This is a genomic window from Azospirillum brasilense, assembly GCF_005222205.1.
Classification (GTDB): Bacteria; Pseudomonadota; Alphaproteobacteria; order Azospirillales; family Azospirillaceae; genus Azospirillum; species Azospirillum brasilense_G.
In genome coordinates this window covers 610,171-635,308 of sequence record NZ_CP032349.1, presented here as the reverse complement: position 1 = coordinate 635,308, position 25,138 = coordinate 610,171, and the positions used below count along the sequence as shown (strand labels likewise).

Annotated in this window: 20 protein-coding genes, 2 pseudogenes and 1 riboswitch; of the genes and pseudogenes, 6 read left to right on the top strand and 16 right to left on the bottom strand. The window is 68.0% G+C overall.

Annotation, left to right across the window (positions count from 1 at the left end):
* Positions 1-59: 59 nt before the first annotated feature.
* Positions 60-958: pseudogene (gene dapA / locus D3869_RS32025) on the bottom strand (4-hydroxy-tetrahydrodipicolinate synthase).
* A 371-nt stretch (positions 959-1,329) separates the two neighbouring features.
* A complete protein-coding gene (locus D3869_RS32020) occupies positions 1,330-2,484 on the bottom strand; it encodes an alpha-hydroxy acid oxidase (protein ID WP_137143614.1) in 1,155 nt (384 codons plus the stop codon).
* A gap of 220 nt (positions 2,485-2,704) precedes the next feature.
* Between D3869_RS32020 and D3869_RS32015 the strand changes: the two genes are divergently transcribed.
* On the top strand, positions 2,705-4,141 hold the full coding sequence (locus D3869_RS32015) for an FAD-binding oxidoreductase (RefSeq protein WP_137143613.1): 1,437 nt from the start codon (positions 2,705-2,707) through the stop codon (positions 4,139-4,141).
* A 65-nt stretch (positions 4,142-4,206) separates the two neighbouring features.
* The gene (locus D3869_RS32010; RefSeq protein WP_247896092.1) at positions 4,207-4,830 is read left to right on the top strand and encodes a helix-turn-helix domain-containing protein; all 624 of its coding nucleotides are present in this window, start codon (positions 4,207-4,209) and stop codon (positions 4,828-4,830) included.
* A 93-nt stretch (positions 4,831-4,923) separates the two neighbouring features.
* Here D3869_RS32010 and D3869_RS32005 read toward each other — a convergent pair whose 3' ends face one another.
* From D3869_RS32005 to D3869_RS31995, 3 genes are all read right to left on the bottom strand, one after another.
* A complete protein-coding gene (locus D3869_RS32005; protein ID WP_175426701.1) occupies positions 4,924-5,103 on the bottom strand; it encodes a hypothetical protein in 180 nt (59 codons plus the stop codon).
* Positions 5,104-5,598: 495 nt separating this feature from the next.
* Positions 5,599-6,360, bottom strand: a complete 762-nt coding sequence (locus D3869_RS32000) for an SDR family oxidoreductase (protein WP_137143611.1) — start codon at positions 6,358-6,360, stop codon at positions 5,599-5,601.
* A 37-nt stretch (positions 6,361-6,397) separates the two neighbouring features.
* Positions 6,398-7,627 (bottom strand): MFS transporter, encoded by a 1,230-nt coding sequence (locus D3869_RS31995; protein ID WP_137143610.1) that lies wholly within the window; start codon positions 7,625-7,627, stop codon positions 6,398-6,400.
* A gap of 135 nt (positions 7,628-7,762) precedes the next feature.
* On the opposite strand from D3869_RS31995, the gene D3869_RS31990 reads away from it, so the two are divergent.
* Entirely contained in the window at positions 7,763-8,659 is an 897-nt protein-coding gene (locus D3869_RS31990; RefSeq protein ID WP_137143609.1) for a LysR substrate-binding domain-containing protein, read from the top strand.
* A gap of 96 nt (positions 8,660-8,755) precedes the next feature.
* Here the strand turns inward: D3869_RS31990 and D3869_RS31985 are convergent.
* Positions 8,756-8,866, bottom strand: a pseudogene (locus tag D3869_RS31985) (methylmalonyl-CoA mutase family protein); the annotation flags it as partial.
* Between the two features lie 125 nt (positions 8,867-8,991).
* Positions 8,992-9,239: riboswitch (cobalamin riboswitch) on the top strand.
* Between the two features lie 122 nt (positions 9,240-9,361).
* Between D3869_RS31985 and D3869_RS31980 the strand changes: the two are divergent.
* Positions 9,362-11,290 carry a ribonucleoside-diphosphate reductase subunit alpha gene (locus D3869_RS31980; protein ID WP_137143608.1) on the top strand — a complete coding sequence of 643 codons (1,929 nt, stop codon included), beginning with the start codon at positions 9,362-9,364 and terminating at the stop codon, positions 11,288-11,290.
* A gap of 67 nt (positions 11,291-11,357) precedes the next feature.
* Positions 11,358-12,449 (top strand): ribonucleotide-diphosphate reductase subunit beta, encoded by a 1,092-nt coding sequence (locus D3869_RS31975; RefSeq protein ID WP_137143607.1) that lies wholly within the window; start codon positions 11,358-11,360, stop codon positions 12,447-12,449.
* Between the two features lie 419 nt (positions 12,450-12,868).
* Here D3869_RS31975 and D3869_RS31970 read toward each other — a convergent pair whose 3' ends face one another.
* From D3869_RS31970 to D3869_RS31955, 4 genes are read right to left on the bottom strand one after another with little or no spacing between them, the layout of a single operon-like run.
* The gene (locus D3869_RS31970) at positions 12,869-14,083 is read right to left on the bottom strand and encodes an ABC transporter substrate-binding protein (RefSeq protein ID WP_137143606.1); all 1,215 of its coding nucleotides are present in this window, start codon (positions 14,081-14,083) and stop codon (positions 12,869-12,871) included.
* 41 nt (positions 14,084-14,124) lie between these two features.
* A complete protein-coding gene (locus D3869_RS31965) occupies positions 14,125-14,904 on the bottom strand; it encodes a 3-hydroxybutyrate dehydrogenase (protein WP_094303810.1) in 780 nt (259 codons plus the stop codon).
* Between the two features lie 46 nt (positions 14,905-14,950).
* A complete protein-coding gene (locus D3869_RS31960; RefSeq protein ID WP_137143605.1) occupies positions 14,951-15,901 on the bottom strand; it encodes a 3-keto-5-aminohexanoate cleavage protein in 951 nt (316 codons plus the stop codon).
* 58 nt (positions 15,902-15,959) lie between these two features.
* On the bottom strand, positions 15,960-16,871 hold the full coding sequence (locus tag D3869_RS31955; protein WP_137143604.1) for a 3-hydroxyacyl-CoA dehydrogenase family protein: 912 nt from the start codon (positions 16,869-16,871) through the stop codon (positions 15,960-15,962).
* A gap of 276 nt (positions 16,872-17,147) precedes the next feature.
* Between D3869_RS31955 and D3869_RS31950 the strand changes: the two genes are divergently transcribed.
* Positions 17,148-18,575: a sigma-54 interaction domain-containing protein gene (locus D3869_RS31950; protein ID WP_137143603.1), complete on the top strand. Its 1,428-nt coding sequence runs from the start codon at positions 17,148-17,150 to the stop codon at positions 18,573-18,575.
* A 13-nt stretch (positions 18,576-18,588) separates the two neighbouring features.
* Here D3869_RS31950 and D3869_RS31945 read toward each other — a convergent pair whose 3' ends face one another.
* The 6 genes from D3869_RS31945 to D3869_RS31920 all read right to left on the bottom strand — a co-directional run bounded on the left by D3869_RS31945 (position 18,589) and on the right by D3869_RS31920 (position 25,096).
* A complete protein-coding gene (locus D3869_RS31945; RefSeq protein ID WP_247896091.1) occupies positions 18,589-19,158 on the bottom strand; it encodes a hemerythrin domain-containing protein in 570 nt (189 codons plus the stop codon).
* A 59-nt stretch (positions 19,159-19,217) separates the two neighbouring features.
* Positions 19,218-22,361: an efflux RND transporter permease subunit gene (locus D3869_RS31940; protein WP_137143601.1), complete on the bottom strand. Its 3,144-nt coding sequence runs from the start codon at positions 22,359-22,361 to the stop codon at positions 19,218-19,220.
* A 6-nt stretch (positions 22,362-22,367) separates the two neighbouring features.
* Positions 22,368-23,510 carry an efflux RND transporter periplasmic adaptor subunit gene (locus D3869_RS31935; protein WP_137143600.1) on the bottom strand — a complete coding sequence of 381 codons (1,143 nt, stop codon included), beginning with the start codon at positions 23,508-23,510 and terminating at the stop codon, positions 22,368-22,370.
* 218 nt (positions 23,511-23,728) lie between these two features.
* Positions 23,729-24,262, bottom strand: coding sequence for a translation initiation factor IF-3 (gene infC, locus D3869_RS31930; RefSeq protein WP_035673684.1), 534 nt, complete (start codon positions 24,260-24,262; stop codon positions 23,729-23,731).
* Positions 24,263-24,367: 105 nt separating this feature from the next.
* Positions 24,368-24,571 carry a 30S ribosomal protein S21 gene (rpsU, locus tag D3869_RS31925; RefSeq protein ID WP_035673681.1) on the bottom strand — a complete coding sequence of 68 codons (204 nt, stop codon included), beginning with the start codon at positions 24,569-24,571 and terminating at the stop codon, positions 24,368-24,370.
* Positions 24,572-24,886: 315 nt separating this feature from the next.
* Positions 24,887-25,096 (bottom strand): cold-shock protein, encoded by a 210-nt coding sequence (locus D3869_RS31920; protein WP_137143599.1) that lies wholly within the window; start codon positions 25,094-25,096, stop codon positions 24,887-24,889.
* Positions 25,097-25,138: the final 42 nt, after the last annotated feature.

Below are 25,138 nucleotides of genomic sequence, written 5' to 3'. Positions count from 1 at the left end.
GCGTTGTTGGGGCGCTCTCGAGAAAGAAGCCGGGGCGCCCGGAGTGTTCTTTCCGGCCGTCAGGCGAGCGCGATGTCGCGCGCGTGCCGCGCGACGGCCTGGAGCTTCTCGGTGGTTTCGGCGGTCGGCGCGGTCAGCGGCAGGCGCACCCCGCCGACCGGCATGCCGGCCATCGCCATGAAGGCCTTCAGCGGGCCGGGGTTGGTTTCCAGGAAGATGGAATTCACCACCGGGTCGATCTGGGACTGTTCGGCCAGCGCCTCGTTCAGCTTGCCGGCACGCGCCAACTCGAAGATGCGCAGCCAGATCTTCGGGTAGATGGTCGCCGAGGCCAGCACGCCCCCCGCGCGCCCAGCGCGACGTGGGTGGCGAACAGCGGCTCCTCGCCGCTCAGCACCGAAATCTTGTCGCCGGCGTACTTCATCGTCTTGATGAATTCCGGCATGTCGTAGGAGGAGAACTTCATGCCGATGATGGAGCCGTCCTCCGCCATCGCCTGCACGCCCTCGGCGGTGACCGCCACGGTGGTGCGGCGCGGGATCTGGTAGAGCATGACCGGCACGTCCACCGCGTCGCGGTAGGCGCGGAAATAGGCGCGCATGCCCTCCTGGGTGCCGGCGGCGTAATAGGGGGTGACGGTCATCACCGCGGCGGCCCCGGCGGCGGCGAAGTCGCGTCCGGCCTCGACCGCGTCCTGGAAGCCGGTGGACAGCACGCCGGGGATCACCGGCTTGCCGCCGGCCTCCTCCACGCAGGCGGCGACGACGCGCTTGCGCTCGTCCCGCGACAGGGCGGGATACTCGCCGGTGCCGCCGATCGGCACGACGCCGGACGCCCCGGCGTCGAGCTGGTGGCGCACCAGCCGCTTCAGGCCGGCGATGTCGACGGAACCGTCGGCCGTCAGCGGCGTGACGATGGCGCTGTAGAGGCCGCCGATCTCCGAATGGGTGAGTGCCATGGGGTCCTCGGATTTCCTAAGCGTGGCGTTTGAGGCGTGGCGTAAGGGTGTGTTGCGGCCGCAAGGCGGCCTCGCCCCCGCGATGCGGGAAGCCGGTTCGGGACGATGGAAAAAGCGCGAAGAAACAAGTCCGATGAAATCGACAAAGACCGGCGCACCGCCGGAAATCCGTGCCTGAACCCGAGCCCTGAACAATGCTTGGGCGGGGCCGGAAGGAACGGGGGCGATGGAGCGTCCCTTGTGAGACCTCGACCCGGCCCCGCCCGCTTCCGACAAAGGAGATGTGACCCTATTTCTCCTTTTGCTGCAAGAGCAAATCGTTTCATGGAAGAAAAGTGATGATCCGATAAAATCCGGAGCGCCAACACACGTCAACGTGGCCGTTCCACCGTCCCCTTGATGTCGGCCACGGTCGGGGCGCCGAGGAAACCCATGGTGGTCAGAAGCTCGCGCCGGATCATCTCCAGCACCGCCTGAGCCCCCGCCGCCCCGTCGGTGGCCAGCCCGTAGAGAACGGCGCGGCCGAGCAGCACGCCCTGCGCGCCGAGCCCCAGATAGCCGGCGACGTGGCTGCCGCGCCGCACCCCGCTGTCGGCCAGGACGGTCACCCGGTCGCCGACCCGCTCGGCGATGTCCGCGAGGCAGCGCACGGGGTGGATGGCGTGGTCCAGGTTGCGGGCGCCGTGGTTGGACACGACGATCCCGTCCACCCCGAGTTCGGCGGCCTTCTCCGCGTCGTCGGCGCGCAGCACGCCCTTCAAAATCAGCTTGCCCTTCCAGGCGTCCCGCAGGCTCCGCACATCATCCCACCCCACGTCCTGGGCAAGGCTGATCTCCTCCCCGACGGCGACCCGCCCCAGCGCGGTGCGGAACTCGTCGGGATAGTGGGCGTAGGTCGGCACGCCGCCGTTGCGCAGATACTTGGCGAACACACCGGCGAACCAGCGCGGGTGGGCGAGGCAGTCGAGCCCGGCGCGCAGCGACGGCTTGATCGGAATGCCGAAACCGTTGCGGATGTTGTATTCGCGGTTGGGCGTCACCGCCGTGTCCACGGTCAGGACCAGCGCCTCCGCCCCGGCCCGTTCGGCGCGCCGCACCAGCTCGCGGGTGCGCTCGCGGCTGCGCCAGACATAGAGCTGGAACCACAGCCGCGCCCCGGATTCCCCGGCGATCCGCTCGACGGAGGTGATGGACTGGGTGGAGACGCAGAAGGGAATGCCGACCGCGGCGGCGGCCTTGGCCAGTTCGACCTCGCCGTCGTACCAGACCAGCCCGGCCACGGCGGTGGGCGCCACGACCAGCGGCATGGGCTGGCTCACCCCGAACAGGCGGGTGGCGGCGTCGCGTTTCGACACGTCCACCAGCACGCGCGGCTTGAAGACGAGGCCGTCGAGCGCCGTTTTGCTCGTCGCGATGCCGGTTTCGTCCTCGGTGCCGCGGTCGATGTACTCGAACAGGCCGCGCGGCAGGCGGGACCGTGCCCGTTGCCGGGCGTCGGCGATGTTGAGCGACGCGGTCACCGCCATGTCCCCGGTTTCCTGGGGAGGACGCGTGCCTCGCACGATTCGCAGGGTATGCCCATTGGGTGCTGCTCCGACAAAAATTATCTTTTCGGGAACAATTTTTCGTATGCTAGACATGGTCAAACAGTATCGTCAACGTCCGATCGTCCCGGCCGATTGTCCGCCTCACCGATCTCCACCCCGGCGCCCCTCCTCCGGCCCCGAAGCCACAAGGACCTGCCCGATGCGTGACCCACAGGCTCTGCTGACGTCGTTGCGTACGCTCCTGGGGGAGCGCCATGTGGTCACGCAGGCGACGGACCTCGAACCGCTGACCCGCGACTGGCGGGGCCGCTACCAGGGCACGGCGCTGTGCGCCGTCTATCCGGCGGACACGGAGCAGGTGGCGGCGACCGTCCTGCTGGTGCGCGAGCATGGCGGCAAGATCGTGCCGCAGGGCGGCAACACCGGGATGTGCGGCGGCGCCACGCCCTTCTCGGACGAGGCGGTGGTGCTGCGGCTCGACCGGCTGAACCGGGTCCGGCAGGTCAGCGCGCTGGACAACACCATGACGGTGGAGGCCGGCTGCATCCTGGCCGACCTGCAGGCCCGCGCGCAGGAGGCCGGGCGCCTCCTTCCGCTCAGCCTGGGGGCGGAGGGGAGCTGCCAGATCGGCGGCAACATCGCGACCAACGCCGGCGGCACGGCGGTGCTGCGCTACGGCCCGATGCGCGACATGGTGCTGGGGCTGGAGGTGGTGCTTCCCGACGGCTCGGTGATGAACGACCTGAAGCGGCTGCGCAAGGACAACAGCGGCTACGCCGTGCGCCACCTGTTCATCGGGGCGGAAGGCACGCTGGGGATCATCACGGCGGCGGTGCTGAAGCTGTTCCCGCAGCCGCAGGCGAGCGCCACCGCCATGGCCGGCGCCGGGCATCTCGACCAGGCGCTGGAGTTGCTGGCCGCCGTCCGCTCCCGCCTCGGCGACCGGGTCAGCGCCTACGAGGTGATGTCACACTCCCAGATGCAGCTCGTGCTCGACCACATTCCCGGCTGCACCCTGCCCTTCGCCGAGCCGCACCCCTGGTACGTGCTGATCGAGGCGGAGGACAGCTTCGCCGCCATGGATCTGGCCGCCATCCTGGAGGACTGTCTTGCCGACGCGCTGGAGCGCGGCCTCGTCGCCGACGCCGTGATCCCGAAGAGCGGCGCGCAGCGCGAGGCGCTGTGGCGCCTGCGCCATTCGGTGTCGGAGGCGAACAAGGTTGCCGGAATCAGCGTCTCCTACGACACCGTGGTGCCGCTCGACCGGCTGGGCGACTTCGCGGCGGAAACGGAGCGCGGCGTCCGCGCCGCCTTCCCGCAGGCGCGGCTGCTGTTCGTCGGCCATGTCGGCGACGGCAACCTGCACGCGGTGATCCATTTCGACCACGACGCCTTCCCGTCCCGCGCCGATTTCGAGGAGACGGCGGAGCGGGTCAACGAGATCGTCGACACCGCGACGCTCACCTGCGATGGTTCGATCAGCGCGGAGCACGGGATCGGCCTCAGCAACCGCAAACGGCTCGCCCGCTCCATCGACCCGGCGCGCTACCGGCTGATGACGCAGATCAAAGCGTTGCTGGACCCCGACCATATGATGAATCCTGGAAAGGTTCTGGTGTTCGAGGACCCTCAATGAAGCGGCCCGCCCTGACGACCAAGCATGTACGACGAATCGCGACGAGACAGGCGGCGGACGACGCAATGGATGTGATTGACCGGCCCGACGCGGCCTCCCCCTCCTCTTCCCAGAGCGGGGCCGACGGGGAGTTGGACCTCGGCGTCCGGCTGAAGAATCTGCGCAAGCGGCTGGGGCTGACGCTCCAGCAGGCGGCCGACCGCACCGGGGTCGGGGTGTCCACCCTGTCCAAGATCGAGCGGAACGAACTGTCGCCGACCGTCACCACCCTCCTGAAGATCGCCGCCGGCTTCGAGATGGACGCGGCGGCGATCATCGGCGGGCCGACCCCGGCGCTGCGCGTCGCCGGCCGCCGCTCGGTGACGCGATCCGGGCAGGGCCGCCCCTTCCCGACCGGGACCTGCAACAACGCCTGGCTCTGCCCGGACCTGACGAACAAGGTCATGACCCCGATCATGACCACCGTCGTCGCCCGCTCCCTCGACGCCTATCCGGAATGGGCCAAATACGATGCGGAGCTGTTCCTGCACGTCGTCTCCGGCACCTTGATCGTGCACAGCCAGATCTACGAGCCGCTGCGGCTGGAAGCCGGGGATTCCATGTATTACGACGCCAGCACCCCCCATCTCTGGGTTTCGGAAGGGGACGGGGACGCGCGCGTGCTCTGGGTCTACGCCAAGTATCAGTGACGTCCGGCCTTTGCGGCGCGGCCGGGCGGACGCCTCACCGGACCGACACGGCGAACAGCACCGGCACCTCGACGGTGACCGGCTTGGGCGGCGCTATCGCGATTCCCGGCCACGTCCTGTGCCGGCATCCGGCCGCTCGAAGGCCGCTTCGAACCGCGTGACCAGTTCGTCGGGGTAGCTGGTCAGGACGAGCAGGCTCGATTCCAGGCGTTCCGCGCGCAGCGCACCCGGAAGGATGCCCATCGCCAGCAAAGCCAAAGCGCGCAGTCTCATCGCGGACTCCGTTACAGGAAAGCCGATAAGGCCATCTCCCATTCTCTATATTTGATTGGACACAGCGCATGCTGGGGTCTGTCAGCGGGCGCTATATATGTTTAATATATAACCACAAGAAAAATATGGGGAAAAATGCCCGGCGTCCGGGCGGACGTTCGGCGCCCCGTTGAAGGCGTTGAAGGCAATGTGGGAGACAACGCCCCGTGGTGGACAGACCTGGGCGGCGTCGGTCAAAAATCTGTTGGATCGTGCCCGCGCGCGGGGACTTCCCTCTGTCCTCCCAGCCAGCACCCATGATTGGATGAGGGCTGTCGATGCCCGCAGATCGTGAAGGCCGGCGGCTGCGCTGCCGCGGAATGGTGGTTTGTGCAACCTTCAAGCCGGGGCGGAGCCGCAATCAGCAGGTCATGGAGCCTCCCCGTCATCCTCGCCGAAGCCATACTGTTCCAAACTGCGCGAAGGTGACGAGACGGTCGAAGCCAATCCCGCTGCTCACTTTCCCCCGGTGACATCGAGGAACGTGCCGGTGATGAAGGAAGCCTCGGCGCTTGCCAGCCAGAGGATCGCCCGCGCGACCTCCTCCGGCTGACCGCCTCGCCCCATGGGGATCGAATCCTTGACGCGATCCACCCGGCCCGGTTCTCCGCCGCTCGCATGCATGTCCGTGTAGATGTGGCCGGGACGGATGCAGTTGACGCGGATGCCATCCCGCGCGACCTCCTTGGCGAAGCCGGTCGTGAAGGTTTCAAGGGCCCCCTTCGAGGCGGCGTAATCGACATATTCGTTCGGACTGCCGAGCCGGGCCGATGCCGATGAGATGTTGATCACCACGCCGCCCCGCCCGTTGTGGCGATAGGACATGCGCTTCGCGGCCTGCTGCGCGCAGAGGATCGGGCCGATCGCGTTGACCGCGAAAATGCGCTGCATCCGCTCGAAGCCGAGATCCTCGGTCCGGGACTGCCGGGCGAGCACGGCGGCGTTGTTGACCAGGACGTCGATCCGGCCGAACTCCCGGTCGATCGCGGCGAACAGCTGGGCGACCTGCGCCGGATCCGCGCTGTCGGCGCGCACAGGCAAGGCCCGGCGCCCCAGAGCTTCCACATCCGCCGCAACCGCAAGGGCGGCGGGCTCGTTGGCGACGAAGCTGATGGCGACGTCGTAGCCCTGTGCGGCGGCAAGCCTTGCGGTCGCCGCGCCCATGCCACGCCCGCCACCCGTTATCAGAATCAGCGGGGCCTGAGAGACGGTGTTCATTGGATGAACCTTATCTTGGGGGTGAAATGCCGGCGGCTCATTGCCGGCCCTGGCCGATCCACCTCAGCATGCGGTGTCGGGAGAAGCCGGGCCGCTCTTGCGGTCCCGCGGTGGAGCCGCTCAGATGCGGCCTCAGCGTCAGGACGAGCGGAACGATCAGAGCGGCGGTCGCCGCCGAGGCCAGCACGCCGATCGTCTGGGTGCTGTGGTCGGCAATCGCGCCGTAGAGGACCGGTGCCAGGCCTCCGGACCCGATAACGCTCGTGTAGAAGACCGCGAAGGCCCGGCCCGTATCGCCGTCGGAAAGCTCCGGCACGGTGCCGTAGAGCACCGAGGAGGTGCCGTTGAGCACGATGCCGAGCAACGGCAGCAGGATGAGCGTAGGCGTCAGCGACGTGAACAGCGTCGCCGCGATCAGCAAGGCGGTGGCGGCTTCCGTCACCATGACGCTGCCGACGACACCCAGCCGCTCCCCAAGCCGGCTGCACGTCGCCTTTCCGAACGCGCCGCCGACGAACAGCAGGGCAAGGGCGAGCCCGACCGTCGCCGTGTCCCCGCCCTGCCCATGGATGAGGAAGGGCAGAAAGAGCAAATAGCCCATGCGGGTCGCCGTATCGAGCGCGCCGATCGTCGTCAGAATGCCGAAGCCGCCGCGGCCCCGGCCGGAAGCCGTCCTGGCGGAGGCGCTCCTGGCCATTGGGGTCGCCGGCACCAGCGGCACCAGGGCGACCGACAGGGCGATCCCAAAGACCGCCATCAGCCCCAGCACCGGCTGCCAGCCGAGAAGGGGCAACAGCACCGCGACGAGCGCGGGCAACGCGGCTTTTCCAAGATCGCCCGAAAAATTGTAGATGCCGAGCGGATGCCGCGATGCCAGGCCATAACTTACGGTGACGAGCATCGAACCACACGGGTGCTGGATGCTCGATCCGATGCCGGCCACGATGAGGCCGATGCAAAGCCCCGCAAAGCCGAACGGCGATGCCATGATCAGCAAGCCCGTCAGTGCGAGGACCGTCGACAGGATCAGCGCCGCGCGCGGCGACAGGCCGCGGAGAACCCGGTCGGCCGGGATTTGCAGACCTCCCATCGTGCCTGAATAGAGGGCGCGAAGAATGGCTAGAGAGGCATAGGAAAGGCCGAATTGCGCCTGCCACACCGGCAGAAAGACGTAGAGAGCGTCGGTATACCCATCATGCAGCGCGTGGGCGAGGCATGCGCCTGTCAGGCTTTTCTTTTTCTGATCCCACCAGTCTTTCGATTTCATCTTTAACGGGTTCCTCGGAGGCACAACGGGCATTGCCCGGCTGGGTCCGTACCGAAGGCATGGTATACGTGTGTTGTTTCATCGACTAGTATGCTTTGAATCACGGATAACGTTCGTTTTTCTCACGGATCGCCGATGCGCCGCCTTCCCCCCTTGAACGCCCTGCGCATTTTCGAGGTCGCGGCCCGGACCGGCAGCTATGCCGAAGCCGGAACCGAACTCGGCCTTACCCACGGCGCGGTAAGCCGGCAGATCGCCGCGCTTGAAAGCTGGCTCGGGCAGAGGCTTTTCATGAAGGAGGGGCGCCGCATGGTCGCGACGCCGATGGCGAGGATCTTCGCCGCCGAGGTCGGTCTTTCCTTCGATCGCCTGGCTGTCGCGGCGCAAGCGTGTGGCCGGCCCAACGCGCGCCGCATCCTGCGTGTAAGCGCTCCGACCAGCTTCGCGATGCGCTGGCTGATCCCGCGTCTCAATCGCTACCACGCCGACCATCCGCATGTCGAAGTCGCGGTTACGACGGTTTCCACCGTGCTCGAGGAATTGCGCGGGGGTGTCGACGTGGCGATCCGGCGCGGCGTTGCCCGGGAGCATGTGTGGCCTCAGCATCGTATCGTCCCGGTGCTGGATGACGTGGACACGCTGATCATGAGCCCGGCGCTGTTCGCGCAACGGCCGATCCTGAAGCCCGCCGACATCGAGGGGCATAGCCTGCTTGCAAGCGAAACCCGGGCCGGCGACTGGGCGAGCTGGCTCGATGCGGCCGGGCTCCAGCACCTTGCCGGGCTTCCCCGCCAGATGTTCGATCACTTTTTCGTAACCCGTCAGGCGGTGGAAGACGGGCTTGGCATCGGGATCGGCCCCCTGCCGATGCTGGAGATCGACGTTGCCGGCGGACGGCTGATGACGCCGCTGCCAGAGATCCGGGTTCCGAGGACGGGGTACGTCGCGCTTGTTCCCCGTCAGGCCGATGCCGGAAACCTGGTCGCCGGCTTCGTCGACTGGCTGGTCGGAGAAGCCCAAGGACCACGGTGACGGGCCGGGCAAATCCGCGGTGCCGGATCTCGACCTGTGGCCGGCGACGTCATCGGATTCGCCCAGCGCCGCGTCGAAGGGCAGCACCGCCACCGCGTCTGCTCCGCCGACCCCGGCGACCAATCCGGCCACCGTGGTGCGCAGCGTGTTCACCCAAGGATCGCGCCGCGCCATGATGCGCCGCGCCGTGCGGGCGGTCAGGTGCATGGCGCGGGCCGGCTCCGAGGCGCCCGACGCCTCGGCGGTGCCTGGAGGAACGCTTCGGCCTGACGGCGCGTGAACGGGGGGACCCCGTCGCATCCGTATGGCTTGACAGGCTGCGGGCTTCCCGCTACTCCATCTTGCGTTACGGTTCTCTGGATATCCAATATCTAGGGCTAAGAGGGAAGCCGGTGCGTCGCCACCCCAAACGGTGGATCGCGGCAAGGCCGGCGCTGCCCCCGCAACTGTGAGCGGAGAGCGGCTGCGTCGTTTCAGCGTCACTGGTGCCCATCCCGGTTCGGGACGACGGCGCCGGGAAGGCCGGACGGAGCCGCAACGACCCGTGAGCCAGGAGACCTGCCGTAACCGAATGAACGTCCACGGGCGGGGTGTCCCGGTGGTACGCTTGCCCCCGCGCGGCGTTTCCGTCCGCGCTTCCGCAAGTCGTGCTCCCGTGCCCTCCCGCCGCACAAGAAGCCGCACAAGCACAAGGGATCACGGATGCCGGCGCTCGCTCAGGACCTCGCCCAGGATTTCACCCAGGACCTCGCCAACGGCTTCGACCGTCACGGAAACCTGCTGGCGCTGCCCCGGCGGACGCCCGAGCGGTCCGGCGGCCGCGCCCCGGCGGAGCGCTGGACGCCGCCGGATCCCTCCGCCATCCGCATCGACCGCAGCCGGGACGCCCTGCTGACCGCCTTCGGCAAGGCGACGCTGGACGACCGCTACCTGTTGCTGGGGGAAAGCTACCAGGACCTGTTCGCCCGCGTCGCCGCGGCCTACGCCGACGACGCCGCGCACGCCCAGCGCCTGTACGACGCGATCTCCCGCCTGTGGTTCATGCCGGCCACGCCGGTTCTCAGCAACGGCGGCACCACGCGCGGCCTGCCGATCTCCTGCTTCCTCAACGCGGTGCCCGATTCGCTCGACGGGATCGTCGACATCTGGAACGAGAACGTCCGGCTGGCCTCCAACGGCGGCGGCATCGGCACCTATTGGGGCGGCGTGCGCTCCATCGGCGAGCCGGTGAAAGGCTGCGGCAGCACGTCGGGCATCATTCCCTTCATCCGCGTGATGGACAGCCTGACGCTGGCGATCAGCCAGGGCTCCCTGCGGCGCGGCTCCGCCGCCGTCTATCTCGACATCCACCATCCGGAGATCGAGGAGTTCCTGGAGATCCGCAAATCCTCGGGCGACTTCAACCGCAAGAGCCTGAACCTGCACCACGCCGTCATCATCACCGACGCCTTCATGGAGGCGGTGCGCGACGACAGGCCCTTTCCGCTGATCAGCCCCAGGACCGGCGCCGTCCTGAGGCACGTCAACGCCCGTCAGGTCTGGCAGAAGATCCTGGAAGCCCGCATGCAGACCGGCGAGCCGTACCTGCTGTTCGGCGACACGGTGAACCGCGCCCTGCCCAAGCACCAGCGCGACCTCGGCCTGCGCGTCTCCACCTCCAACCTGTGCAGCGAGATCACCCTGCCGACCGGCAAGGACCATCTGGGCAACGAGCGCACGGCGGTGTGCTGCCTCGCCTCGATGAACCTGGAGACCTGGGATGACTGGAACGGTGAGGAGGGGCTGGTCGAGGACGTGCTGCGCTTCCTCGACAACGTCTTGACCCGCTTCATCGAGGAAGCGCCCGAAGGGATGGAGAACGCCGTCTATTCGGCGATGCGCGAACGGTCGGTGGGGCTGGGGGTGATGGGCTTCCACTCCTTCCTCCAGGCGCGCGGCATCCCCTTCGAGAGCGCCATGGCCAAGGTGTGGAACCTGCGCTTCTTCCGCAAGATCCGCCGCGACGCCGACGCCGCCTCGGTCTTGCTGGCCGAGGAGCGCGGCGCCTGCCCGGACGCCGCCGAGCGCAGGATCAAGGCGCGCTTCAGCCACAAGCTGGCGATCGCGCCGACCGCCTCCATCAGCATCATCTGCGGCGGCACCAGCGCCTGCATCGAGCCGATCCCGGCCAACGTCTACACCCACAAGACGCTGTCCGGCTCGATCAGCGTGCGCAACCCGCATCTGGAAAAGCTGCTGGCCGCCAAGGGCGCCGACCGGCCGGAGGTTTGGCAGTCGATCATCGAGCATGAGGGCTCGGTCCAGCATCTCGACATCCTGACCGACGACGAGAAGGCGGTCTTCCGCACCGCCTTCGAGATCGACCAGCGCTGGATCATCGAGTTCGCCGCCGACCGCACGCCCTTCATCTGCCAGAGCCAGTCGATCAACCTCTACCTGCCGGGCGACATCGACAAGTGGGACCTGCACATGCTGCACTGGACCGCCTGGGAGAAGGGCCTGAAGAGCCTCTACTATTGCCGCTCCAAGTCGGTGCAGCGCGCCGCCTTCGCCGGCAAGGACCGTGCCGTGGGACCGGCCGCGATGCAGGCGCCGCGCACCGACTACGAGGAATGCCTCGCCTGCCAGTGACCACCTGCCAGTGACCGCCGGCCTTCCCGCCCACCGCCCGCTCCCCCGCCATCACGGACCCGTTCGCATGAGCTCGCTTCTCCACATCAACCCGGTCAGCCTGATCGGCACCGGCCGCGTCGGCCTGTTGCAGGGCTCGGCCGCCTACAACGTCTCGCGCTACCCCTGGGCCTACGCCTACTGGAAGAAGCAGCAGCAGGTCCACTGGATGGGCGAGGAGGTGCCGCTGGGCGAGGACATCAAGGACTGGACCTCCGACCGCGTCACCGACGGCGAGCGCAACCTGCTGACCCAGATCTTCCGCTTCTTCACCCAGAGCGACGTGGAGGTCAGCGACAATTACCTGAAGCGCTACATGCCGATCTTCCAGCCGCTGGAGGTGCAGATGATGATGGCCGCCTTCACCAACATGGAGACGGTGCACATCGACGCCTACGCCCTGCTGCTGACCACCATCGGGATGCCGGAGACCGAGTTCGCCGCCTTCCGCGACTATGCCGAGATGCGCGACAAGGCCGACTACATGCACAGCTTCGGCGTCGGCACGGTGGCCGACGTGTCGCGCACCCTGGCGATGTTCGGCGCCTTCACCGAAGGGATGGCCCTGTTCGCCAGCTTCGCCATGCTGCTGAACTTCCCGCGCCACAACAAGATGAAGGGGATGGGCCAGATCGTCACCTGGTCGGTGCGCGACGAGAGCCTGCACTGCGAAGGCATCATCCGGCTGTTCCACGAATGGAACCGCGAGACCGGCGCCATGACACCCGCGGTGCGCGACGACATCCTGGACGTCTGCCGGACCATGGTCGGGCTGGAGGAGCGCTTCATCGAGCTGGCCTTCGGCCTGGGCACGGTGGAGGGCATGACTCCCGAGGACATCCGCGCCTATGTCCATTACATCGCCGACTGGCGGCTGACGCAGCTTCGGCTGCCGACGCTCTACGGCTATTTCAAGCCGGTGGACGGCGGCTACGAGCCGGTGAAGCCGCACCCGCTGCCCTGGCTGGTGGAGATCCTGAACGGGGTCGAGCACGCCAATTTCTTCGAGCAGCGCGCCACCGAATATTCCAAGGGCGCGACCAGCGGCCAATGGGACGGGGCGGATGGCGTCTGGGCCGCCTTCGACCGGCTGCGCGCGCCCGGCACGGCGGCGTCCTGAAAACAGGCGGAACGAAACATCGGTACCGCGCGCTCCGGGGGCTGCCCTGGCGGCGCGCGGGTCTCCGGACGGAGGCGTGCGGCCTTCGCAAAGTTCGCGGATTTGCCCAATCCCTTCGGCAAATCTCCGCCTTTTCAGCCGTTCCCAGCGTGGGAGTCTCTGCCGATGATGCGCCCATCGGCAGCTCTCGCACCGGGAACCACCCCGCATGACCACGACCGCGCCCGAGACCGCAGAGCCCCGGCCGATTTCCAGCCCCCCTTCAAAGCGAAGAAATCCGTGGCCCTGTCGGGCGTCGCCGTCGGTCTCGACAGAGGGCAGGAGGCGGAGCGCGCCGGCCTGCTCCGGTCACGTTCGTGTGGTGACCCCATGTTCGGCGGGGAGCGTGCCCGCTCCCCAGCCGTTATCGCGTCGGGCCGTCACTTCACGAGGGGACAGCCGCTGTCCTTCGGGTTGATGTAGGCCTGCTCCCCGGGAATGGTCTTGAGGATCTTGAAATAGTCCCAGGCCGCCTTCGACTCGCCCGGCGTCTTGATCTGCGCCAGATACATGTCGTTGAAGATCCGGCCGTTGTCGGCGATCTTCGCGTCCTTCATCATCATGTCGGTGATCGGCGTGGCGCGCATCTTGGCGGCGACCTTGTCGGCGTCGTCGGTGCCGGCCTCCTGCACGGCCTTCAGGTAATGCTTGACCGCCGAATAGACGCCCGCCTGGTTCATCGACGGCTTGCGCCCGGTCCGCTCCTCGAACTTCTTCGACCAGGCGCGCGTCTCGTCGTTCATGTCCCAGTAGAAGGAGTTCGCCAGCATCAGCCCCTGCGCGGTGTCGAGGCCCAGCGCGTGGATGTCGTTGACGTTCAGCAGCAGGCCGGCCAGCGTCTGGCCGCCTTGGGGGATGCCGAACTCGGCCGCCTGCTTGACCGCGTTGATGGTGTCGCCGCCGGCGTTGGCGAAGGCGACGACCTCCGCGCCCGAGGCCTGCGCCTGCAGCAGGAAGGACGAGAAGTCCGAGCTTGCCAGCGGATGGCGGACGCTGCCCTTGATGGTGCCGCCGAGCTGCTTGACGGTGTTGACCGCCTCGGTTTCCAGCGAATGGCCGAAGGCGTAGTCGGCGGTGATGAAGAACCAGCTCTTCTTGCCCTGCTCGACCAGCGCGCGGGCCGTGGAGGACGCCACCGCGTGGTTGTCCCAAGTCCACAGGAAGCCGTAGGGGCTGCAATCCTTGCCCGTCAGATCGGTGGAGCCGGGGCCGGACATCAGGAAGATGCGCTTCTTGTCCTTGGTGATGCCCTGAACGGCCAGCGCGGCGGCCGAGTTCGGCACATCGGCGACGACGTCGACCTTCTCCACGTCGATCCACTGGCGGGCGAGGTTGGCGGCGATGTCTGCCTTGTTCTGGTGGTCGCCGACGATGATCTCGATCTTGGTGCCGTTGATGGCGTTGCCGAACTCCTCGGCGGCCAGCCGTGCCGCCACCGCCGAGCCCTCGCCGTTGATGTCGGCGTAGATGCCGGACCGGTCGGACAGCATGCCGATCTTGATGACGTTGTCCGACATCTGGGCCTGGGCCGTGCCGGACGCCAGGGCGGCGAAGGCGACTCCGGCGAGAAGGCCGGCAAGACGGGTGCTGCGCATGGTTCACTCCCTAGGGTGTTGTTTTCTTGGTGGTTGGGGTGTCAGTGGGTCGTATAGCCGCCGTCCACGGGGATCGCCGTGCCGGTGATCGACGCGGCGGCGTCGGAGCACAGGAAGGCGATGGCGGCGGCGACCTCCTCCGGCGGAATCAGCCGGCCGGTCGGCATGCGGTCGAGGAACACCGCCTGGAGAACCCGTTCCTCCGGCAGGCCGGTGACCTGCGCCTGCTGGGCGATCTGCTTCTCGATGATCGGGGTCAGCACCGTGCCGGGGCACACCGCGTTGCAGGTGATGCCGTGTTCGGCCACCTCGATCGCCACCGACTTCGTCAGGCCGATGATGCCGTGCTTGGTCGCGACATAGGCGGGCTTGTGCGGGGCGCCGACCATGCCGAGGACCGACGCCGTGTTGACGATGCGCCCCCAGCGGCGCTCCCGCATCGCGGGAAGGGCCGCCTTGATGGTGTGGAAGGCGGCGCTGAGGTTGACTGCGAGCAGCAGGTCCCATTTGTCGTCGGGGAACTCGTGCACCGCCGCCACATGCTGCACCCCGGCGTTGTTCACCAGGATGTCGATGGGGCCGAGCGCCGCTGCGGCCTCCGCCATCATCGCGCGGGCCTCCTCCGGCCGGCTGAGATCGGCCCCCGAATAGACGATCCTCGTGCCGCTCTGCGCCGCGATGTCCGCGCACAGCCGGTCGATCTCCGCGCGGTCGCCGAAGCCGTTGAGCATCACATGGCAGCCCTGGCGGGCGAGTTCGCGGGCGGTCGCCAGCCCGATGCCGGTGGTGGAGCCGGTGACGACAGCGTTCCTGTTTCGCATCTCTGTCCTTCTTTCAGGCGTCATGGAGTCTGAGGCGTCCTGCCGGTCAGAAAGCCACCTGATCGGCGCCCTTCAGGGCGAGCATGGCGCGCGCCTCGGCGGGGGTGGCGACCTCCAGCGACAGCTCTTCGAGAATCCGGCGGATCTTCGCCACCTGCTCCGCGCTGTTCCGGGCCAGCCGGCCCTTGCTGAGATACAGGCTGTCCTCCAGCCCGACCCGGACGTTGCCGCCCATGACCGCGGCCATGGTCGTGAAGGGAATCTGGTGACGCCCGGCGGCCAGCACCGACCATTCGTAATCCTTTCCGAACAGCCGGTCGGCGGTCTCGCGCATGAAGACGAGGTTGCGCTGCTCCGCGCCGATGCCGCCGAGGATGCCGAAGATCGTCTGGACGAAGAAGGGCGGCTTCACCAAGCCCCGATCGACGAAGTGGGCGAGGTTGTAGAGATGCCCGACATCGTAGCACTCGAATTCGAAGCGCGTTCCGCAGCCCTCGCCCAGATGCTCCAGGATGTAGGCGATGTCGCGGAAGGTGTTGCGGAAGATGAAGTCGTCGGTGCTGCGCAGATAGGGCTCCTCCCAGTCGTGCTTCCAGCCCTGGTAACGGTCGGCCAGCGGGAAGATGCCGAAGTTCATCGAGCCCATGTTGAGCGAGCACATCTCCGGCTGGGCCTGCAGCGGGGCGGCGAGGCGCTCCTGCACCGTCATGTTGAGCGAGCCGCCGGTGGTGATGTTGAGCACCGCGTCGGTGGACTGCTTGAGGCGCGGCAGGAACTGCATGAACACCGCCCGGTCCGGCGTCGGCTGCCCGGTGCGGGGGTCGCGGGCGTGCAGGTGGAGGATCGCGGCACCGGCCTCGGCGGCGCCGACGCCCTGCTCGACGATCTCATCGGGGGTCACCGGCAGCGCGTCCGACATGGTCGGGGTGTGGATCGACCCCGTCAACGCGCAGCTGATGATGACCTTCTTCTGTGCTGCCTTCTGTGGAGCGGCCATGGAACGTTCCCTGTGTGGGTTCAATTCGAAAGGAAAGGGGGCGGTGAACGGCGCGCGGTCACCCGCGCTCGACGCCGTCCAGCCGTTGGAGGTGCGCCGCCAGACGGGCGTGGGTCTCGGTCCGCTGCGCCTCCGTCCAGCTCCGGAAACCGGCGCCGGATTTCATGCCCAGCCGCCCGGACGCGACGAGGTCGCGCAGCAGGGGCAACGGTTCCGGCGTCCGGTCGAGGTCGGGCAGGACATGCTCATGCACCGCCAGGGTCAGGTCGGTGCCGACGAGGTCGGCGTTCTCCAGCGGCCCCAGCACGGCGAGGCGGCGGCCGAAGCTGGCCTTGACCACGGCGTCCACCGTCTCGGCGTCGCACACGCCGTTCTGGACCAGCGCGATGGCCTCGCGCCAGAGCGCGTGCTGCAACCGGTTGCCGATGAAGCCGGGAACGTCCTTGCGGACATGCACCGGCGTCTTGCCGATGGCGGCCAGCAGCCCGATCATCGCGGCGACCGCCGCGTCGGCCGTGTCGGCGGTCTGGATGACCTCGACGAGCGGGATCTGGTACGGCGGGTTCCACCAATGGGTGCCCAAGGCGCGGGACTTGTCGCGGAGCGGCTCCATGATTCGGGTGATCGGGATCACCGACGTGTTGCTCGCCAGCAGCGCATGGGGCGGAGCGGCAGCCTCGACCGCCAGGAAGATCCGCTGCTTGAGGGGCAGATCCTCCGGAACCGCTTCGATGACGACGTCCGCGTCGCCGACGGCGTCCTCCAGGGAGTCGCAGGGCCGGATCCGCTCCGCGGCGCTGCCGTCCATTCCCAGAGTTTCAAGGTTGCCGCGGACCCGCCCGACGATGCCGGCCCGCCGGCCGGGATCGGGCTCCTGGATGGCGACGGGGTGCCCGGCGACGGCGAACGCCTGGGCGATCCCATGCCCCATCAGCCCGGCACCGATGATTCCAACACGCTGCTGCGTCATGCCCTCGTGCTTCCCTCCCTGCCTGAGCGCCGCCGCGACGGCCGTTCGGCCGATTGTTCGCCGCACCCATATTTTCTTGGTGCAATCAAAGCAAGGGGCGTGCCAATGATGGAAGGCGTTGCCATGGCCGGGGATGGGTGAGCCAAGCGGGCGGATTGCCTGAAGATTCGCGCCCTCTTCCGTCGGCGCCCTCGATATCGGGGCTTCCGTCGTGTGCTGAATTTTGACAAACAGTGTTCAGAATATTAACAGAATCGACGCGGCGGGAGGCGGGCCATGACGGCGGGACCAGACGAGCATTTCGCGGCGGCGCGCGCCCTGATGGTGATGATCGACGAGATGATCGACGGCGCCATTCTCGTCGACAAGGACGCGCGGATCGTCTGGTCCAATGATAAGCACGTCTGGTTCGATGACAAGCGCAAGGCGCTGCTGGGCATCCGCTCCCTGACCGAGGTGGTGGGGCAACCCGTCGAACGGGTCATCCCGCACAGCCAGATGCGCGACGTGGTGGAGACCGGCCGTTCCTACCCGCTCGACATCATGCGCTATGGCGAGCACACGCTGCTGGTCAGCCGCCTGCCCCTGCGCGACGAGCAGGGCGAGATCATCGGCGCCCTCGCCTTCGCCCTGAAGAACAGCCTGACCTACCTGCGCCCCATCGCCGAGCGCTTCAACAAGCTGCAATCGCGGCTCGCGCGGATGGAACAGGAACTCGCCGCCAGCCGGGCGCCGAAATACTCGGTCGAGAACCTCGTCGGCTTCAGCCCGGCGATGCTCCAGGTGAAGCGGCTGGTGCGCAAGGCGGGCCAGATCAACTCGGCGGTGCTGGTGCTGGGCGAGACGGGGACCGGAAAGGAGCTGGTCGCGCAGGCGATCCACGCCGCCTCGGACCGGGCCGACCGCCCCTTCGTCGGCGTCAATGTCGCGGCGGTCCCCGAGAATCTGCTGGAGGCGGAGTTCTTCGGCGTGGCGCCGGGCGCCTACACCGGCGCGGGGCGCCAGCCGCGGCCCGGAAAATTCCAGCTCGCGCACGGCGGCACGCTGTTCCTCGACGAGATCGGCGACATGCCGCTGCCGCTTCAGGCCAAGCTGCTGCGCGTGCTTCAGGAGCGCGAGGTCGAGCCGCTCGGCTCCAATCAGGTCATCAAGGTCGATGTCCGCATCATCGCCGCCACCAGCCGGCCGCTGCCGGAGATGATGCGGAACGGCACCTTCCGCTCGGACCTCTATTACCGGCTCAACGTCTTCCCGATCCAGCTTCCGGCGCTGCGCGACCACAAGGAGGATCTGGAAATCCTCGCGTCGCTGTTCTCGGAACGGATGGCGGTCAGCCTCGACCAGCCGATGCGCGACCTCACCCCTGGGGCGCTCGACGCGCTGCGCGGGCACGACTGGCCGGGCAACGTCCGCGAACTGGCCAACGTCATCGAGCAGGTCTATGTGCGCACCGACGGGGAGCGCATTCTGGCCGGGGACTTCGCCGACATCCTCCCCGGCACCGCCGTCCGGCCCCCCGCCCCGCTGGCGCGCAAGCGCCCGCTCGCCGACAGCATGGACGAGCTGGAACGCTCGCTCATCCTCGCCGCGCTTGAGGAGGCGCAGGGCAACAAGCTCGAAGCCGCGCGGAGCCTCGGCCTGTCGCGCACCAACCTCTACGCAAAGCTGCGCAAGCACGGCATCACCGCGTACTCCGACGCGTAGCCGGATCGCGACGCTACAGCAGCAGGGCCTTCTCCCGCCGCACATGGCCCGACAGCTGGGCAGTCTCCCGCCGGTCCAGCGCGTCGCGCAGCTTGGGGAAATCGACCTCCTCCTCCTGCCGGACATGTTCCGCGATCAGCTCCTTCAGCGCGACGACGCGCCGACGCCACGCGGGATCGTCCTTGGGCATCTGCTCAAGGGCGAACAGGTGCATCTTCATGTCGGCGTGTTCGCTGTAAAGGTGCCGGGCGTCCGCCTCTTGATGCGCATGGTCGTGCAGCAGGGGGTAGACGACGTCCTCCTCGGCCATGGCGTGCGCGGCGAGGCGGCGCTTGAGACGGAGCAGGAGCTGCGTCCGCTGGAAGGTCTCGCCGGTGTGGGTCCGCTCCATCGCGTCGAGCAGCGCCAGGATGTGGCGGTGGTCGTTTGCCAGGGCGTCGAACGGGTCGCGGGCCATCGTCGTTCCGGTAGCCTGGGCGACCACCGGCGGCAGAAGACGGCTGGCGAGGATCGCCACGGCGGCACCGCTGGCGAAGGCGATCAGGCCGCTTGTGGACCAGAGGTCCCTTCCTCTCCTGGTCATGATGTCCGTGCCTCCCGGGTCCATGGATGTGTCCGATGACCAACAGGGGCGGGACCGGGTCATTCCGCCGGAGATGTCTTTGCCGGGACGTCCGTCGGATCGCGGTGCGGGACGAGCCGTTCGGTCAGGCGCTGGAAGGCGACGAACAGGACCGGCACGAAGATGATTCCGATCAGCGTCGCCGCGGTCATGCCGCTGAAGACCGTCGTGCCGATTGACCGCCGGCTCGCCGCGCCGGCGCCGGTGGCAACGAGCAGCGGCACCGCCCCCAGGATGAAGGCCAGCGCCGTCATCAGCACCGCGCGGAAGCGCTGGCGGGCGCCCATCATTGCGGAATCGATGATGGAGTGGCCGGCGGCGCGCTGCTCCCGCGCGAACTCGACGATCAGGATGGCGTTCTTGGCGGCAAGGCCGACCAGCAGGACAAGGCCGATCTGCGCATAGACGTCGTTGGCGATGCCGGCGACGCTCAGGCCGATGCCGGCCCCCAGCACCGCGATGGCGACGGACAGCAGCACGGCCAGCGGGATCAGCCAGTTCTCGTACTGCGCCACCAGGAACAGATAGCCGAACAGCACCGCCAGCCCGAAGATGATGATCGTCTGGTTGCCGATGCGGCTTTCCTGATAGGACAGGCCGGTCCATTCCGTGGCGTAGCCCGCCGGCAGGGTGCGGTCCGCCACCTCCTGCATCGCCGCCAGCGCCCGGCCGGAACTGCCGCCGGGGGCCGGGTTCCCGTTGACCGAGGCGGAGAGGAACTGGTCGTAGCGGACCAAGCTGTCGGGGGCCAGCGTGTTGCGGATGCTCACGATGCTGCGCAGCGGCACCATGTCCCCCGACGAACTCCGCACATAGAGCTGGTCGATGGCCGCCACCTCGTCCCGGTGCTCCGCGGCGTCCTGCACCTGGACCTGGAAGACCCGGCCGTAGAGGTTGAAGTCGTTGACGTACTGCGACCCGAGATGGGCCTGAAGCGTGGTGAAGACGTCGCCCGGCGAGACGCCGAGCAACGCCGCCTTGGTGCGGTCGAGGTCGATGAAGAGATGCGGCACGTCCGGGCTGAAGGTGCTGAAGACGGCCGACAGCCGCGCGTCCTGGTTGGCGGCGACCAGCAATCCGCGCAGCACCGCGCCCAGCTGCTGCGCGGACTGGCCGCCCAGCGCCTGCACCTGGAGCTGGAAGCCGCCGGTGCTGCCGAGACTGGGGATGGAGGGCGGGTTGAAGGCGGCGATGGTCGCCTGCGGCACCGCGGCGAGCTGCGGCCTCAGCCGGCCCAGCAGCGCGTCCACCGTCTCGTCGGCCCCCCGCTCCCCCCAGGGCTTCAGCACGACGATCTGCAGACCGACGTTGGAAGCCGCCCCGCTGAGGATGCTGTAGCCGGCGATGGAGATCACATGGGCGACCCCCGGCGTCGCGCGCAGCCGCTCGTTGACGTCGTTCATCACCGCTTCCGTCCGGCTCAGCGACGCGGCACTCGGCAACTGGACGTTGACGAAGAAGTATCCCTGATCCTCGGACGGCAGGAAGGCGGTGGGCAGGCCGCGCAGCAGCAGGAAGGCCCCGGCGGTCAGCAGGGCGAAGGCGGCGATCCCGATCACCAGTTTGCGCGACAGCCAGCCGACGAGGCCGCTGTAACGGTCGCGCACCCCGTCCAGCCCCCGGTTGAAGGCGGCCAGCGGGCGCCAGGGCGGGGTCGGCGGGCGCAGCAGGAGGCCGCACAGCGCCGGGGTCAGCGTCAGCGACACCATGCCGGAAATCAGGAAGGACGTGGTGATGGTGACCGCGAACTGGCGGTAGAGCTGGCCGGTGATGCCCGGAAGGAAGGCCACCGGAACGAACACCGCGGCCAGCACCAGGGTGGAGGCGACGATGGCGCCGGTCACCTGCTCCATGGCGATGCGGCTGGCCGAGGGGGCGGGCTGGTCGGGATGCTCCTCCATGACGCGGCGGACATTCTCGACCACCACGATGGCGTCGTCGACGACCAGCCCGATCGCCAGCACCAGCGCGAACAGCGTGATGGTGTTGGCGCTGTAGCCCAGCGCCAGCAGCACGGCGAAGACGCCGATGATCGACACCGGGATCGCCAGGGTCGGGATCATCGTCGCCCGCCAGTCCTGCAGGAAGACGTAGATGACCACCACCACCAGCAGGAAGGTGATGCCCAGCGTCAGCACGATCTCCTCGATCGTCGCGCTGACGAAGCTGGTGGTGTCGAAGACGACGGCGTAGTCCAGCCCCTCCGGGAAGCGGCCGGACAGCCGCTCCAGCTCGGCCCGCACCGCCTTGGCGACGTCCAGCGCGTTGGCGTCCGGCGACTGGTAGACGACCAGGGTCGCCGCCGGGTCGCCGTCCAGCTTGGCGGTGGAGCTGTAGCTCTGCGCCCCCAGCTCCACCCGCCCGATGTCGCCCAGCCGCACCACGCCGCCGTTCGGGTTGGTGCGCACGATGATGCCGGCGAACTGCTTGGGGTCGTCCAGCCGGCCGCGGGCGAGGATGGTCAGCTGCTGCTGCTGGCCGTCGGGAACCGGCGGGGCGCCGATCTGCCCGGCCGAGGCCTGGAGATTCTGGTTCTGGATCGCCGCGACCACGTCCGCCGCGGTGATGCCCAGCGCCGTCATGCGGTTGGGGTCCATCCAGACGCGCATGGCGTAGGTCAGCGCGCCCATCACCTGGGCGTCGCCGACGCCGGGCACCCGCGCGATGGCGTCGCGCAGGTTGATGCTGGCGTAGTTGGAGATGAAGATCGGGTCGAACTGGCCGCCGGGCGAGAAGACGTTGACGGCCATCAGCATGTTGGACGACTGCTTGCGCACCGTGACGCCCTGGCGCGACACCTCCGCCGGCAGCGTCGGCGTGGCGAGCGACAGGCGGTTCTGCACATTGATCTGGGCCAGATCCGGGTCGGTGCCCTGCGCGAAGGTGACCGACAGCGTGTAGGCGCCGGTGTCGGTGCTGGTGGAGGACATGTAGAGCATGCCCTCCACGCCGTTCACCTGCGCCTCGATCGGGGCGGCGACGCTGTCGGCGACGACCTGGGCGTTGGCGCCGGGATAGCTGGCGGAGACCTGCACCGAGGGCGGCGTGATCGGCGGGAACTGCGCCACCGGGATGGCCAGGATGGCCAGCGCGCCCGCGATGGTCACGACCAGCGCGATGACGATGGCAAGGTTCGGGCGCCGGATGAACAGGCCGGAGAACATGGGCTCTTATCCTCGCGGCTGTTCGGCGGTCTGGGGGGCTCTCTCGGGCTGCACGACCATGCCGGGGCGGACCTTCTGGGCGCCGCCGATGATGACGGTCTCGCCGGATTGCACGCCCTTGGGCACGGCGATCACCTGATCGAGCTGCGGTCCGGGCTCGATCGGGCGGCGCTGCGCCCGGTTCTCCTGGTCGAGCACCAGGACGTAGCTGCCCTGCTGGTCCTGCTGGATGGCCGACACCGGCACCACCGGCTGCCGCTCGGTCTGCGCCGGGCGGATCAGCACGGTCACATACTGGCCGGGCAGCAGAAATCCCTTGGGATTCGCGAAGTCGGCGTAGACGGGGATGGTTCCGGTCTGCGGGTCGATGCGGTTGCTCGCGAAGGCAACCTTGCCCTTCTGCCCGTATTCGGAGCCGTCGGCCAGCCGCAGGGCCGGGACGAAGCGGTTCACCGCCTCGTTGGAGGCGAGGTCGGGGGACGCGCGCTGCACCTCGAGGACGTCGCGATCGCTGACCGAGAAGACGACGCGGATGGGGTCGAGCTGGACGACCGTGGCGAGCGGCCCGCTGGACGGGTTGACGAGGTCCCCCACGGTCATCGCGGTGGCGCCGATGCGCCCATCGATGGGCGAGGCGATGCGCGTGTAGCCGAGGTTCAGCTCCGCCTGCCGCAGCTTGGCCTGCGTCTGCATGATGTCGGCTTCCGCCGTCTCCTGCCCCGCCTGGGCCTGATCGACGTCGGCCTGGGAGATGTTGCCGCGGGTCCGCAGCTCCTGCGCGCGCTGGAAGGCGCGCTGGGCCTCGCGCAGAGTCGCCTGGGCGCGGGCGAGGTCGGCCTTGGCGCTGTCCACTGCGGCCTGGTAGGGGGCCTGCTCGATGACGTAGAGGAGGGTGTCCTTGGTGACGTTCTGGCCTTCCTGGAAGGCCACCTGCTCGATGTAGCCCTCGACGCGGGCGCGGGCTTCGAAGTCCTGGATCGCCTGGACGCGGCCGATGAACTCGCTGGTCGGGGTGACGTCCCGTTCGCGCACCACCTCGGTGGTGACCGTGGGGGGCGGCGTGTTGGCGGGCTGCTGGGCCAGGACCCCGCCCGAAAGGAGAAGGGCGAGCAGACACGAAACGGCGAGGCCGTGGCGAAGGCGCAGCATCGAGGGGGCTCCCGTTCAACCGTGCCTTCTAAACAGGGCCGCGGCGATTGGGTTCAGCGGTGCCGATGAAAAGTGCGAGTGTTGACGTGGAAATGGCCTTGAAGCGACCATCCGCGGCTGAGAAGGGCGGCTGGGAAGGCATGGCCGAAAACGCAAGGGGACCGCCCCACAGAGGGCGGTCCCCTTGCCGTCAAACGCGCCAGCTGGTCCGTTGTCGGTCAGCGCGGCGCGATGACCATGACCATCATGCGCCCTTCCATCCGGGGCATCTGCTCGACCTTGGCGATGTCCTCGAACTGGTCGCGCACGCGGATCAGCACGTTCATGCCCAGATCCTGGTGCGCCATCTCGCGCCCGCGGAACCGCATGGTCATCTTGACCTTGTCGCCCTCTTCGAGGAAGCGCCGAGCGGCCCGCATCTTCACGTCGTAATCGTGGTCATCGATGTTCGGCCGGAGCTTCAGCTCCTTGATCTCGATGATCTTCTGCTTCTTGCGGGCCTCGTTGGCCTTCTTCTGCTCCTCGAACCGGAACCGGCCGTAGTCGAGGATCTTGCAGACCGGCGGCTCCGCCTGGGGGGCCACCTCGACGAGGTCGAGTTCGGCCTCGACCGCAGCGTCGAACGCGTCGCGCAGCGAGACCACGCCGATCATCTCACCGTTGGCACCGACGAGGCGCACCGTGCGTGCCGTGATTTCCCGATTGATGCGCGGGCCTTCGCGGACCGGGTCCGCATCGTAGAGTTTAGCTATGTCCTGTCTCCAACGGTCTGTCCGGCGAGGAACCGGAATGGGTGCTGACGGCCCTGACGCCGTCCCTCAAATTAAGGCATCGGTGGCCACGGTCAATAGCCCTGGTCAATAGCCTTCACGCAGCAAGCGCTTGCGCAGCAGCTTCCGCCGCCGCCGGACCGATTCCGCCGCCTGCCGTGCCCGGCGCTCCGAGGGCTTTTCGTAACGCCGATGCAGCTTCATCTCACGAAAAAGCCCTTCGCGCTGCATTTTTCTTTTCAGAACGCGCAGGGCGCCCCCCACGTCGTTGTCGCGGACCTGAACGAGCATAGGGCGGCTGTCCTCCCGGTTGATTCTGGGGAAAGGGTTTTCCGTACGGGTGGGGTTCAAGCCCGACCCGAACTCAACCCATGGTCTCAACCCATGGTATCGAGAACGATCTGGCGAATCTCGCGCGGAGTGAGGCGGGGCCAGCCCGGCGCCCACGCCGGCTCGGCCACGGGAGCGGGCCGCTGATGCTGAGGCTGGGCGGCCTGGGCCGCCCCGGTCGAAGGAAGCTTGATGGTCATGCGAATCCTTGCGCCGACGCGGGCGATGCCCGCCGGCGGCTGTTGTCCTGTGTTGAAAGCCGGAGGTCCGCGGCGCTCAGAGCGCGCGCAGGTCCTCGGCCGAGACCTTGTCCCGCCGCGGGTCGCGGACGGCCTCGAAGGACAGCTTCTGCCCTTCGTTGAGGGGACCGATGCCGGAGCGGTCAACGGCGGAAATATGGACGAAGACGTCCGCCGAACCATCATCCGGCTGGATGAAGCCGTAACCCTTGGTGGAGTTGAACCATTTCACGGTGCCGATAGCCATGGGCCTGTTCCCTTGCTGGTGTTGCCCCGCCCGACATTGGGC